We start from the raw sequence: 13,697 nt of genomic DNA, 5'->3' as shown, positions 1-13,697 counted from the left end.
TATTCATTGCTCAGTGCATAGCTTTTGACTTTCACAGAACAATGACCAAAACCTTTTTCAGGTGGGCGTTGTATGTCCTTCTACCCTCAAATCAAGCAATTTTTACTCGGTAAAACATTACCAACCAGCGCTCATGCTGAAGAAAGATTAAGCAATGCTGCGGCTTTAGCGGTTCTTTCCTCGGATGCTCTCTCCTCGGTTGCTTACGCAACAGAAGAGATTTTGCTAATTTTAGTAACCGCAGGAAGCAGCGCTTTGGGTTTGTCTGTACCTATTGCTGTAGCAATTATCTTACTGTTGGGAATAGTCATACTTTCCTATAGACAAACCATTCGCGCTTATCCCAAAGGTGGGGGATCGTATATCGTAGCCAGAGAAAACCTCGGTCTTTATCCGGGGTTGGTGGCTGGGGGTTCGCTGATGATTGATTATATCCTCACTGTTACCGTCAGTGTATCTGCTGGTACAGCTGCCCTTACCTCATTAGTTCCAGCACTGCTACCCTATACAGTCAGCCTTTGCTTGATTTTTATTTTCCTGTTGACACTGGCAAATCTCCGGGGTGTAAAGGAATCAGGCAATATTTTTATGGCTCCTACTTATGCCTTTATTGCCAGTATTTTTGTGTTGATTGGTCTTGGTTTGTTTAAACAAGCTACTGGACAACCTGTCACAGAATATCCTACCCTTCCTGTACAAGAAGGAGTCAGTTTGTTTTTCATTTTGCGAGCTTTTGCTGCTGGATGTACAGCGCTGACGGGAGTAGAAGCAATATCCGATGGTGTTTTGGCTTTTAAGGAACCAGAGTGGAAAAATGCCCGTCTCACATTGCTTTTCTTGGGGATAATTCTCGGACTAATGTTTGTGGGAATCACCTACTTGTCGAACGTTTATCACGTTGTTCCCAGAGAGGGAGAAACTTTAGTTTCTCAGTTAGGTAAGCTGCTGGTTGGCAATGGACCATTTTACGGTTTTATCCAAATTGTCACTTTGTTGATTTTACTTTTAGCGGCGAATACCAGTTATGCAGACTTTCCCAGACTGAGTTACTTTTTGGCAAAGGATGGCTTTTTACCAAGACAATTAGCATTATTAGGCGATCGCTTAGTCTACTCTAACGGTATCATCCTTCTCAGCCTCTGTGCTGCGGTTTTGGTGATTGTCTTCAAAGGGCAAGTTAATGCCATTATTCCTCTGTACGCAGTCGGTGTATTTACTTCCTTTACCCTTTCGCAAGCGGGGATGGTACGTCGCTGGTTTAGACTAAAAGAACGCGGTTGGCAAGCAAGTGCTTTGATGAATGGTTTGGGAGCGATCGCCACATTAATTGTTCTTGGTGTCATCGTCTCAACCAAGTTTCTATTAGGTGCTTGGTTGGTAGTTGTAGCGATTCCTTTGGTGGTGTGGCTATTTTTAGCGATTCACCGTCACTATGAATACGTAGCGCAACGTCTCAGCATTCAAGGATTACCACCACGTAGCTATGTTCCCAGACCGAAACCAGCAGTCGTGACTCACCCGGCAGTGGTTGTAGTCGGACAACTTAATCGAGGAACGGTAGAAGCTTTAGACTACGCACGCACCATTGCTGATGAAATTGTAGCCGTTCATGTAGACCTTAATTCTACTGACCGAGAAAAGCTGCAAGAAAAATGGCGAAATTTAGAATCAGATATTCCTTTAGAAATCATCGATTCACCTTATCGCTCTGTTATCGAGCCAATTGTTGATTTTGTCGCACAGTTTGAAGACCGCCATCAAGATGTTTTTACAACCGTAATTATTCCGGCTTTTGTCACTCGCAATTGGTGGGATAGTCTTTTACATAATCAAACAACTTTGTTCTTAAAAACAGCTTTAAGAGCTAAACAAAGTCGCGTTATTACCACCGTCAGGTATTACCTGTAATATCCTTTCACATCTTGTAGAGACGTTCGGTCCGGAACGTCTCTACGACAATAGATCCCGATAATTTGTATCAAGCATGGCAATGTTATCAGCAAACAATTTTAGTTTTATTTAATTGTCACAGACTATATTTTTTGATATATTCCTTGTTTGCAGTCAAAGAAATTATATTAACTAAAGATAAAATGTAATTTTTCTAACTTTGTTTTCAATTGATTTTGTTTAAAATGTATTATTTTAGTTAGTTAAATCAGATTTAAAAAAGTAGTAAAAATCTGTGAAAAGCTTGCTAATTAAAGAACTTGGGACTAAAGTCTCAAGCTTTTGGAGTGCAATTATGACTAAAGGCACTACAGTCAGCAAAACGAATCACCTAATATAGAAAATATCGAGAGTTAATAGGATTTCAGTTGGATGTCATATATGAACACCACATACCAAAATCAGCAGAAACAAACTGCTCTTATTACTGGTGCATCCAGTGGAATCGGTTACGAATTAGCCTGTATTTTTGCTAAAGATGGTTACAATCTTGTATTAGTTGACAAGCAAAAAGAAAAACTTACGCAAATCGCTGAGGAATTTCCGCCAAAATTTGGCATTTCTGTGAAAATTCTTGCCAAGGATTTATCCAAACCAACATCTAGAGAAGAAATTTTTTCCGAGTTACAACAATGCTATATTAAGGTTGATGTTTTGGTGAATAATGCGGGATTTGGGACTTATGGATTATTTCACCAAACCGATATCAACGCTGAATTGGACATGATACAAGTAAATGCAGCGTGTATCACTCATTTAACAAAGTTATTTGTCAAGGACATGGTAAAGCAGGGTTATGGGAGAATATTAAATGTTGCTTCAACTGCTGCTTTTCAACCAGGACCGATGATGGCAGTTTATTTTGCGACGAAAGCTTATGTATTATCATTTTCGGAAGCGATCGCTAATGAATTAGAAGGTACAGGTGTCACCGTGACTGTTCTTTGTCCAGGACCCACAGCAACCGGATTTCAACAAGCAGCAGCGATGGAAAAAGCTAAAATCGCTAGTTCTGGACGAATGATGGATACACGAACTGTAGCCGAAATTGGCTATCGCGGTTTAATGGCAAAGAAAACTGTTGTCATTCCGGGAATTAGAAATAAAATACTCGCTCAATCGATTAGATATTCTCCCAGAAAGCTTGTGGCAAAGATAGTCAGAGATATGCACGAGGCAAAACATAAGTAATATTTTTGACTTTTGAGCTACTCAAACCGGGATGTATGGTGTTAGGCTTGGGTATTCAAATCTACATATTTAGCTGTGTAAATCCTAATACCATGTCTAAGTTATTATTTGCAACTTTAATAACCGCCGTAGTGCTAACATCCACTCAGCACCTAAGCCCTACCTTTGCGGGAACCTGTGCCTCTAAATGTGGTTCTCCCCCTCTTCAATTTACACCCGGCAAACACATTCGGCTGGAAGTTATAAATAGCACGCCAAGGTTAATAAAATTAGAGAAAATACGCGGAACGAATGCAATTACTTTGCAACCCGGACAGAAATTACAATTAGACCAGGGAGACGGTACAGAACCGAATGTCTCTCTGGTGTTTTGGGATGATACAGGGTTGTCGCTACAAGCAATAGTCTCCAAACCAAACTTTGCCACATTACGAGTTGAACTTCGTCCTACATGGCATTTCCCAGGCGATCGCTCTGTTGATATCCTTGATGATGGCAGAGTAAACGTGTTTTAGGGCAGGGGGCAGGGGGCAGGGGGCAGGGGGCAGGGGGCAGGGGGCAGGGAGAATTAGCGCTTCAAAAGCCAAGGTGATGGATTGTTGATCATGGTTACTAGAATTCCCAAAACTCGATTGTAAGTTGCATAAAGTTCTCGAGCTGTTTCAACGTCCAGATAATTGCATTTAACGGCGAATTTGAGCCACGTTTGAGTCTCTGCGGCTTCTGCTTCAGAATCGTTTAGTTTAGCTATAAAAGCTGCTTCATAACGCCGCTTTCTCCATGCTTCAGCTAAATTAGCGCAAACAGAGCGTGACGATCTACGAATTTGGTCAGTCAAAGAATATCTCTCTTCCACGGGAAACTTCTTTGATAGTTCAAAGATTTTCATAGCTGCATCAAATGCCATTTGGTATACTTCCAAGTCCTCATGACTTTTAATTGGTTCTTTTCTCATCTCTCCTGCCCCCTGCCCCCTACTCCCTGCCCCCTACTCCCTGCCCCCTGCCCCCTACTCCCTGCCCCCTCCCCCTGCCCCCTGCCCCCTGCCCCCTGCCCCCTGCCCCCTGCCCCCCACTCCCCACTCCCCACTCCCCAATCAAAACGGACGCGGTTTGGCGATACCATAACCCTGTGCATAATCGACGCCCAAAGCGGTAATTTTTGTTAAGATTTCTTGATTTTCGACAAACTCGGCGATAGTTTTAATACCCATCAAATGACCAATTTGATTTATTGCTTCTACCATTGCTAAATCAATCGGGTCATCGACAATATCCTTAATGAAGCTGCCATCAATTTTCAGATAGTCTACTGGCAGATTTTTGAGATAAGCAAACGAAGACATTCCACTACCAAAGTCATCCAAAGCGAAGTGACAGCCAATTTCTCGCAGCGAACGAATGAATTGAGCCGCTTTTCCTAAATTAGCGATCGCTACGGTTTCGGTAATTTCAAAGCAGATTAATGCTGGCGGAATTTGGTATAATGCAAACTGTTCGTGCAGAAATTCGATAAACTGCTCATCGTTAATACTCGCACCAGAAAGGTTGATAGCATACAAACAGCCGCAACCAATTTTATCTAATTGACAACCTTTCCAGGTTTCTCGATAATGCTGTCCTTGAGTAGCAAAGAGGGTGCAGATTACCCAACGGTCAAGAGTTTGCATTAAATTGTAACGTTCAGCCGATGACATAAAGGCGATCGGTGATACCAAGTTCCCGACTTCATCCACAAGACGCAACAGCACTTCATAATGTTCGCCATTTTCAGATTCGGTAATCGGGACAATCGGCTGGTAATAAAGGCAAAAACGATTTTCTTCTAAAGCTTGAGTAATCCGCGCTACCCATTGCATTTCACCTTGCTGCTGCGTTAGTTGAGTATCATCAGCTTGATAAATATGTACTCGATTGCGTCCGTTATTTTTGGCAGCATAGCAAGCTGCATCAGCAGCACTTAAAACGGTAGTTACGCTTTCACTGTTCTGATTAATCTCAACCAAACCGATACTGACACCAAGTTTAAAAGTTTTATCTTGCCAAACAAAACGAAATGCTTCGATACTTTCACGCAGCATCTTGGCGATCGGTAGTGCTGCCTCTAGAGAGCAATGGTTGAGCAAAATACCAAATTCATCTCCGCCCAAACGTGCTAAAGTATCGCTGGAACGCACCTGAGCCTGAAATAGTGCGGTTACTTGGCGCAAAAGTTCATCACCAACGATATGACCGCAAGTATCATTAACAATTTTGAACTGATCTAAATCTAGATAACACAATGCATGTTGTTGATTTTGTGTTCTGGCAAAGGCTAAAGTTTGAGTCAGGCAATTTTCAAACTCACGGCGGTTAACTAGTCCTGTTAAAGCATCGTGACTCGCTTGCCAACTTAGTTGACGTGCCAGAGAGCGGGCTGTGGTAACATCATGAAACACCATCACAGCACCGATTATTTCATCATCAAGAGTGCGAATTGGTGCGGCAGAATCTTCAACAGCAAACTCATTACCATTGCGACTAATTAAAACAGTATCCTTAGCAAGAGAGACAATATTACCTTCGCGTAAAGCTTTTTCTACTGGGTTTTCTACTGGTTCGCGGGTAACTTCGTGGATAATTTGAAATACCTCTGTCAACGGCTTTCCTTGCGCTGATTGCTGACTCCAACCGGTGAGTTCTTCAGCGACTGGGTTAAGAAATCTAATTTTACTTTCAGCATCGGTGGTGATAACTGCATCCCCGATAGATCGTAACGTCACTTGCGCGAGTTCTTTTTCTTCAAAAAGTTCTTGTTCTAAACGATGCCGAATCTGTTGTTCTAGACGATGGCGATCGCTAATATCAACCGCCACACCACCAACAAACTTTTGTCCCGCAGCGTTTTCAAAAGGAAATTTGAAGACTAACCAGTGATGCAGACATCCATCTGGGGTAGGAACAGCCTCAATTAGCTCTACAGTTTTACCTGTAGACATGACAAATATATCATTTTCATGTATCTGTTTTGCTGTGTCGTGCGGCAACCAATCAAAATCGGTCTTACCTCGCAAAGAAGCCGATTTTATGTTAAAAACTTGCTCTAACTGCTTGTTAACGTAAACGTAGCGCCCTCCCTCGTCTTTCATAAAAGCCACCGTCGGACTGTTATTCATGAAAGCTTGAAAGAGTTCTTCGCTTTCAAGCAACGCCGTTTCTGCTTGTTTGCGCTTGATAAATTGACCAATTTGACTGCCGATCGCCGTCATCATGAACTGCAAATCCGACTGTGGTGGCTGAATCTTTCGGCTGAAAAAGGTGATAACGCCGAGAATTTCGCTTTGATTTTTGAGAGGAAAACCAAAAGCACCGTGCAGTCCTTCTTGGATTGCACTCTTTGTTCGCAGAAAATTCGTTTCTGAGTTGATATCTTCAATCCAGACCGGTTCACCGCTAGCCCAGACGCGACCTGGTAGCCCAATACCTGGTGAAAAGGCGATCTGCCGGGAAGCCAACAAAAACTCTGGGATATCAACCGACGGCAAATGCCAAGTTTCCACATAGCGTAGCACGTTGGCTTGCTCGTCTAACATCCAAAGTTCCCCTACTTCCCATCCCAAGTATTCGCAGATAACTGACAAAATTTTTGGAGTCGCTTCTTCCAGCTTGGCTGATTCTGACAATATCCGGGTTGTGGCATGTTCCGCAGAAAGACGCGCTTGCGATCGCTTACGTTCTGTAATGTCCCGACCGATATAAACTAAATCTGGTGAATTCTGATTAATATCAGTCTGAATTACTGCTGCCGAAAAAGCGACAAAAACCTCATCCCCGGTTTTTGTTTGACAAACAACTTCGCAATTTTGCAAAAATTTCGCATTTCTGCTGGAATCTCCTTGGTTTTCTTTTGATAATAACTCTTCTCCATTAATAATCTGGGAAATATGCTTCTCTAATAATTCCGTTTCGCTATAGCCAAATAAATCAATTGCGGCTTGATTGACTCTTTTTATCTTTCCAAAGCTATTTGTTACCAACAATACATCAGCGATAGATCTAATAATATTATCAAGATAATTTTCCGAAGCTGTTAATTTCCTCAATAAAATATTTGCCTCGCGATTTTTCTGGACTAAATTTTGCTGCAAAACCATTCTTGATGTTGCATTTTCAAAGAAGATTAGCAACTTTCTATCCAGATTTATCACATACAAATCAATGTATAATAAAGTATAATTTTCCGAAACACGCGTTATTCCTTTTAACTCAAAATATTGCTTTCTTCCTTCCAAAATGTCTATTAGGATATCTTCCACTCCTATTAGTTCCGGAAAGCCAAGGCGGACATCTCTTAAAAGCATCACCTCCGGTGGACGATCGGCAAACCGTTGCACTTGTTCAGAGACATCTAGGATGTGAAAATCTCTATTGATTTGTAAGTATTCCATCTGCCGATTATCTGAAAACTTGTTACAAATCTGCTCCAGTTCCAAATATTTCATGTGTGGTGATGCTTTATTATTCCTTTGAAGCAGACTCATTTTATCTGTTCATCTTTTTTGGTGCTATTTAACAATTTGGCAATCAATTTTTCAAGTACTAATTTAATAACTTTTCTCAATTAAATGGCACTCAATGATCTGGTATATTCGGCGATTTATCCTTTGAAACAAATCGCTAATTAAGTATATTTTTTGAAGTTTTGCTGACATGATATTTGACAGATGACCCCAGATAAGTTAGTAACTAACCCCGATTAACTGAAACAAGCTTCATGATAAATTAATCTAATGTATAGAAAAATTATATACTGTTAACTAATTTTTGCTACAGTATAATTACGGAATAAAGAACTGTTTTACTTACGTACATGCCACTTTACACATTCAGCTTGAGACTTTACGCTAAAAGCTGACACCTGAAGTGCTGATAGCTTGCATGGCAGACCAACTTACATCTGAATTGCCCGATCGCCGACTAACTCGTTTGCCGATTCAACGCTGGCAAATTTGCCCTGACAAACCAGAAATTGCCCAAAAACTGGCAATAGTTACAAATATATCACCGATAATCAGCCAATTGCTGATAAATCGCGGTATCAAAACCCCAGAACAAGTGCAAGCTTTTTTAGATCCAGAATCTTTAAGTTTGCCTTCCCCGCTAACAGAATTTCCAGATTTGGCGGTAAGTTTAGAGTTGTTAGAGTCGGCGATCGCATCAAAAGAAAAAATCGCTATCTGCGGTGACTACGATGCAGATGGCATGACTAGCACAGCTTTATTATTGCGTAGTCTGCGAACTTTAGGCGCTCTTGTTGACTACGCCATCCCCAGCCGAATGCACGAAGGCTACGGCATTAATAAACGCATTGTTGAAGAATTTTCAAACGAAGGTGTTAAACTAATTCTCACAGTAGATAATGGTATCTCTGCGTATGATGCGATCGCTTTTGCCAGAGAACTCAATCTCAAAGTAATTATCACCGACCACCACGACATCCCCCAGCAATTACCGCCGGCAAATGCCATCCTCAACCCGAAACTCATAGCCGAATCCTCACCTTATCGCAGTGTCGCTGGTGTTGGCGTTGCCTATATTTTGGCAGTTTGTCTAGCACAACAACTAGGACAAGCTAAAGGCTTAATTCAGCCGATGCTAGCACTTTTTACATTGGGAACCATTGCAGACTTAGCACCATTGATTGGAGTCAACCGACGCTGGGTGAAACGCGGTTTACAACAGTTACCCAAATCCAAGTTAGCCGGAGTGCAAGCGTTAATTCAGGTAGCAGGTGTTGGAGGAGGGGGGGAGAGGGGGAGTGGGGGAGTGGGGGGACAAGGAGGACAAGGGGGACAAGAGGGACAAGGGGGACAAGGGGGACAAGGGAATGAAGCGATTAATAACTCTTGTACAGACGCGATTAATCGCGTCTCTACAACTTTTGACTCCTCAAATCCAAAATCCAAAATCCAAAATCCAAAATCGTTAAAGCCAGAAGATATCGGCTTTCGCTTGGGTCCGCGAATTAATGCGATTGGTCGGATTGGCGATCCGCAAATTGTGATAGATTTGCTGACTACTGATGATATGGGGATAGCGCTAGAAAAAGCGATGCAGTGCGAAGCGATTAATAAGCAACGCCAGCAAATGTGTTCAGAAATTGAATCTGAAGCGATCGCCATCGTCGAAACTGAATTTATCTCATCTTTACAGCAAGACCGGGTATTAGTTGTTGTAAAATCAAATTGGCATCATGGTGTGATTGGTATTGTCGCCTCTCGCTTGGTGGAACGCTACGGTGTGCCTGTGTTCATCGCCACTTATGAGGATGAAACACACATTCGCGGTTCCGCACGCGGAATTCCAGAGTTTAATGTGTTTGCAGCTTTGGAATATTGTCATGACTTGCTTGGCAAATATGGCGGACACAAAGCCGCCGGAGGATTTTCTTTCCCAGCAGAAAATTTGGCAGCATTGCGAAAGCGATTGTGTGAGTTTGCTAACAAGTCTCTAGAACTTGAGCATATCAAACCATTAATCAAAATTGATGCCAAAGCTTACCTGAATGAAATCAATTCTCAGCTTTATCAACAGCTTAATGCCCTTCACCCCTGCGGTATCGACAACCCCGATCCGGTATTCTGGACACCTAATGTCCAAGTAATTGAGCAACAAATCGTTGGCAAAGGTCACATTAAACTGACAGTGGCGCAAATAATCGACAATCGACAATTTAAAATTAAAGCGATCGCTTGGCGTTGGGGTGACTACTTCCCCTTACCCTCACGATTAGATATCGCTTACAAATTACGCGAAAATAACTTTAACGGCAACACCACAATTGAGTTAGAATTACTAGGTGTCAGACTTGCAAAACAATCTCACCTGTCTTTCACCTCAGCATCTACGCCGTCAAAAAGCACCTTTGAGTATAACCAACGCCACTATACCTGTGGCATCTATCAAAATGGTGAGTTACCAGAATTAAGAATTAAAAATTCTGAAGGTAAAGTTCTCGCTGTCTGCTGTGGACATCAGAGCGCTCTTTTGGGAACCAATCGCCAAGACGCTAAAATAGTTGATATTTCTCAACCGCAGTATGACGGCATTATCCAAGCTGCACTTCAGGCTTTAAAATCAGTTAAGAGTTAGGAGGAGCGGAATTATAAGTACTCAATTAACTCCGCTCCTATAAGTACAGACGTTCCGTCGGAACGTCTCTACCTCATTGATAACTCTTAAAGGTTGCCGTTGCGAAATGCTAGCAAAAATATAACTACTGGTCCAGCTATCATAATTAGCCCAACTGAAACTAGCTGAAATATAACTTCCCAATGGATATTCGCTAAAGCGTCAAACATTATTGCCTCCGGTTGAATTCAATATTGATCTAAAAAATTAAATAAATCAAATGCAAAACCCGAAAATGATCATATCCGGCGATCGCGCCTAGAATTTAATTTACTTAACAAAATTATAAGAAAAAACATAAACTGGGGAATGGGGAATGGGGAATGGGGAGTTAAGAGTTAGGAGTGAGGAGTTAGGAGTGAGGAGTTATGAATTGCTTTATTTCCTTGTCCCCCACACCCGTCGCCCCACACCCGTCGCCCCTTGTCCCCCACACCCGTCGCCCCTTGTCCCCCCACTCCCTACTCCCCACTCCCCACTCCCCCCTCCCCACTCCCCACTCCCCACTTTCTAATCAAGGTGAAAACAATGGCAATTTGGGAATGTATAAAGCAATGTGGAGCCTGCTGTCATCTAGACCCAGCAGAGCGTCCAGACTTAGAAGAGTATTTATTACCAGAGGAACTGGAACTGTATCTGAGCATGGTAGGTGAAGGTGGATGGTGCGTTAATTTTGACCATACCACGAGAGAATGCCGCATTTACGCAAATCGTCCTCGTTTCTGCCGTGTAGAAACAGAGGTGTTTCAAGATATGTATGGTATAGAACCAGAGGAACTGAATGATTTTGCCATTGATTGCTGTCGTCAACAGATAGAGGGAGTTTATGGCGATCGCAGTCTGGAAATACTCCGCTTTGATTCTTCTGTTGGTTTATGAGGGAATGGGGAATGGGGAATGGGGAATGGGGAATGGGAAAATTTATGAGGGGAAAAGGTTAAAGGGTAAAGGGAAAAGGAAGAAAAGAAGTTTTTCTTACCCTTTCCCCTTTCCCCTTTCCCCTTTCCCCCTCCTTTCTTACCGATTACCAATTACCAATTACCTACACTGTTGCAATTTATGACGATAATCTGAGAAAATGAGAAGAATATGAAAAACCCTCACCATAGGACTACTGAAGAGTGAAACTTGATGCGCCTTTGAGCCTTTGTGCCATATCTCCAATTGAAAGCGAGACAGAACTAATAAACGGTATCGAAAGCGACTCAATAAATATCATTATTGAGCCAGTTGAGCCTGTGGATGCTGATTGTGCGGAAAAACCACAGTCCGTACTAGTAACCTTCGGCACTACATTTATCACAATATTTCTCGCGGAAATTGGCGATAAAACGCAGTTATCAACTTTGTTGATGAGTGCTCAATCGCATTCGCCGTGGGTGGTATTCATGGGATCTGCGGCTGCGTTGATTACCACAAGTTTATTAGGTGTACTTTTGGGTAGTTGGATAGCCAGCCGACTTTCTCCGAAAACCGTGGAAAAAGCCGCCGGGGTAATGTTGTTGCTGATTTCCATAATGCTGTTTTGGGATGTGGTTATTGGTTATTAGTTATTGGTTAGTAGTTATTGGTTAGTAGTTAGTCGAACAATTAACAAAGGATAAAATTAATGGACTGGCATCTTTTAGGGTTAAGTTTTATTACAGTTTTTTTATCAGAATTAGGTGATAAAAGTCAGTTAGCGGCGATCGCACTTTCAGGTCGTTGTCAATCGAAGCGTGCAGTGTTCTTCGGGACAGCGGGTGCGTTGCTGCTGACTAGCTTGTTAGGAGCGCTGGCAGGGGGAACTGTGGCAGAATTATTACCGACACGTTTGTTAAAAGCGATCGCTGCTGTGGGATTTGCCATACTCGCTTTACGTCTGCTGTTACCTAATAATGAAGCATCCGCAGATTCTGAATAAGCCTTTAACTACAATAAAACAATTGCCTACCAGTCATTATCAGTCTGGTAGGCAATTTTTAATTATAGCGGCATAGTATTAAACTTCTCGCCAGCAGCGACTCAATAAAGTCCCCGCAGCCAATAACTTCAAAGCTTCCAGCACCCAGTAACTACCGTGTAACAAACTCATGGACGCTCGAGTTGTAGTAGCTGTTTCAAACAAATTCAGTTGAACTCCAATTGCAGACATTTGTGGAGTTAAGAAATAAGTATCAACCAAAGATACAGCTAGTAGCAATACTGCTAAAACCACAGTACCAGCACGCCAGCTATGAGTTTTGCTCATAGCCAAAACACCAGTCAATATTATGCCAGCAGACAATAATTCAATGCGATTAAAATTCCAGAAGATTGCATAGCCTGCTGTGGCAAAACCAGCTTGAGTCATCATGCCGGAAAGATAAAGACTAGGCATAATTACCCAATCTAAAACTATACTAGCACTGAGCCAGAAGCCCAAAGTCAAGATAACAGCGGTTTGCCAAATCGGGCGCTTGAATTCAACGTTGGAAATAGCATTCATAAAAATAATTGCCTGTATTTAATTTCTAGTTTGTCGCGTAAGTAGTTACTTTGACAAGCAATCTCAATCATCTTTAACAATACAGTTGTTGCTTTTATTAGTTCTCTTCGGAAAAACTTTACTTAACTTTACAAAACCTCATAAATGAAAATAATTGTCGGTATTTCATGGTAATATAGGAATATAAACTAAACGAATTCAAAAAAAGTTATCTGCTGTTTGTAGCATTTAAACGTTATCTGTAGAGACGTTCTGGCAGAACGTCTCTACTTAATAAATTATTTTGAAGCGTGTTTTGTGTGAATAAAGCAATACATATAGTAGTTTTATTTAGCAGCGCAATTGCTTGGACAATTGGAATTGGGGGATATAGCGATCGCCTGACTCAAGCAATCCAATTGCGAGATGGCACAGTATATTTTGCCCAACCGCCGCGCCTTACTTATACAGCGACTACATATAACGACGTTTATGTGTGGGGCGCGACATATTATTTTACAGTCAGCTTGCCAGATAATGCTGGCGAACCTTTACAAAAGATAACTATTAACCAGCATGAGGGAGTAGATGACATTCGGTTTGAACTGAAAAAAAGTTACGCCTTTGAAGGTACACGTTCTAACGAAGGACAAAAGTTACAACTGACAGATGTTAGCAGAGATAAAAAGACAATATCAATAACATTTAACCCGCCAGTGTCTCCAGGTAAAACCATCACAATTGCGCTAAAACCAGTGCAAAATCCTACAGTTAGCGGTGTTTATCTATTTGGAGTCACAGCTTTTCCGGCGGGTGAGAAATCACACGGACAATTTCTCGGTTATGGAAGGCTGCAATTTTACAGCCACGGTTTTGACTCTGGATTGTTCCGTCGTCCTTGGTTTTAACTCGTAGTGAGCGCTTCAGCGCTCAAGTCTAAG

The 13,697-nt window shown here is 41.9% G+C and carries 13 protein-coding genes; 9 read left to right on the top strand and 4 right to left on the bottom strand.

From position 1 onward, the window contains the following. Positions 1-72 precede the first annotated feature (72 nt). From PI95_RS07140 to PI95_RS07130, 3 genes are all read left to right on the top strand, one after another. Positions 73-1,908, top strand: coding sequence for an APC family permease (locus PI95_RS07140; RefSeq protein ID WP_039737878.1), 1,836 nt, complete (start codon positions 73-75; stop codon positions 1,906-1,908). Between the two features lie 423 nt (positions 1,909-2,331). Further along, entirely contained in the window at positions 2,332-3,141 is an 810-nt protein-coding gene (locus tag PI95_RS07135; protein ID WP_039737877.1) for an SDR family NAD(P)-dependent oxidoreductase, read from the top strand. 92 nt (positions 3,142-3,233) lie between these two features. After that, positions 3,234-3,656, top strand: a complete 423-nt coding sequence (locus tag PI95_RS07130; protein WP_039738335.1) for a hypothetical protein — start codon at positions 3,234-3,236, stop codon at positions 3,654-3,656. Between the two features lie 53 nt (positions 3,657-3,709). Here the strand turns inward: PI95_RS07130 and PI95_RS07125 are convergent, their stop codons facing one another. Together PI95_RS07125 and PI95_RS07120 are read right to left on the bottom strand one after the other, a co-directional pair. Continuing rightward, positions 3,710-4,096, bottom strand: coding sequence for a four helix bundle protein (locus tag PI95_RS07125; RefSeq protein WP_039737876.1), 387 nt, complete (start codon positions 4,094-4,096; stop codon positions 3,710-3,712). A gap of 141 nt (positions 4,097-4,237) precedes the next feature. Then, positions 4,238-7,660, bottom strand: coding sequence for an EAL domain-containing protein (locus PI95_RS07120; protein ID WP_052324669.1), 3,423 nt, complete (start codon positions 7,658-7,660; stop codon positions 4,238-4,240). A gap of 397 nt (positions 7,661-8,057) precedes the next feature. Here PI95_RS07120 and PI95_RS07115 point away from each other — a divergent pair, with 397 nt between their 5' ends. Further along, positions 8,058-10,271, top strand: coding sequence for a single-stranded-DNA-specific exonuclease RecJ (locus PI95_RS07115; RefSeq protein ID WP_039737874.1), 2,214 nt, complete (start codon positions 8,058-8,060; stop codon positions 10,269-10,271). An 86-nt stretch (positions 10,272-10,357) separates the two neighbouring features. Here the strand turns inward: PI95_RS07115 and psb30 are convergent, their stop codons facing one another. After that, positions 10,358-10,480, bottom strand: coding sequence for a photosystem II reaction center protein Ycf12/Psb30 (gene psb30, locus PI95_RS07110; RefSeq protein ID WP_089130693.1), 123 nt, complete (start codon positions 10,478-10,480; stop codon positions 10,358-10,360). A gap of 146 nt (positions 10,481-10,626) precedes the next feature. On the opposite strand from psb30, the gene PI95_RS07105 reads away from it, so the two are divergent. From PI95_RS07105 to PI95_RS07090, 4 genes are all read left to right on the top strand, one after another. Continuing rightward, positions 10,627-10,824, top strand: a complete 198-nt coding sequence (locus PI95_RS07105) for a hypothetical protein (RefSeq protein WP_163518666.1) — start codon at positions 10,627-10,629, stop codon at positions 10,822-10,824. Between the two features lie 14 nt (positions 10,825-10,838). Further along, positions 10,839-11,189, top strand: coding sequence for a YkgJ family cysteine cluster protein (locus PI95_RS07100; RefSeq protein WP_039737872.1), 351 nt, complete (start codon positions 10,839-10,841; stop codon positions 11,187-11,189). A gap of 335 nt (positions 11,190-11,524) precedes the next feature. Beyond that, a complete protein-coding gene (locus tag PI95_RS07095; RefSeq protein WP_373695686.1) occupies positions 11,525-11,860 on the top strand; it encodes a TMEM165/GDT1 family protein in 336 nt (111 codons plus the stop codon). Between the two features lie 59 nt (positions 11,861-11,919). Further along, on the top strand, positions 11,920-12,213 hold the full coding sequence (locus tag PI95_RS07090; RefSeq protein WP_039737866.1) for a TMEM165/GDT1 family protein: 294 nt from the start codon (positions 11,920-11,922) through the stop codon (positions 12,211-12,213). Between the two features lie 78 nt (positions 12,214-12,291). On the opposite strand, the gene PI95_RS07085 is transcribed toward PI95_RS07090, so the two are convergent. Next, positions 12,292-12,777 carry a DUF4149 domain-containing protein gene (locus PI95_RS07085; protein ID WP_039737864.1) on the bottom strand — a complete coding sequence of 162 codons (486 nt, stop codon included), beginning with the start codon at positions 12,775-12,777 and terminating at the stop codon, positions 12,292-12,294. A gap of 311 nt (positions 12,778-13,088) precedes the next feature. Here PI95_RS07085 and PI95_RS07080 point away from each other — a divergent pair, with 311 nt between their 5' ends. Continuing rightward, positions 13,089-13,664: a DUF2808 domain-containing protein gene (locus tag PI95_RS07080; protein ID WP_039738331.1), complete on the top strand. Its 576-nt coding sequence runs from the start codon at positions 13,089-13,091 to the stop codon at positions 13,662-13,664. Positions 13,665-13,697 lie beyond the last annotated feature (33 nt).

This window comes from Hassallia byssoidea VB512170 (assembly GCF_000817785.2).
In the GTDB taxonomy this organism is placed as follows: Bacteria; Cyanobacteriota; Cyanobacteriia; order Cyanobacteriales; family Nostocaceae; genus Hassallia; species Hassallia carrinoi.
Note: the sequence above shows the minus strand (reverse complement) of the source record. Positions and strands in the feature narration are given on the sequence as shown.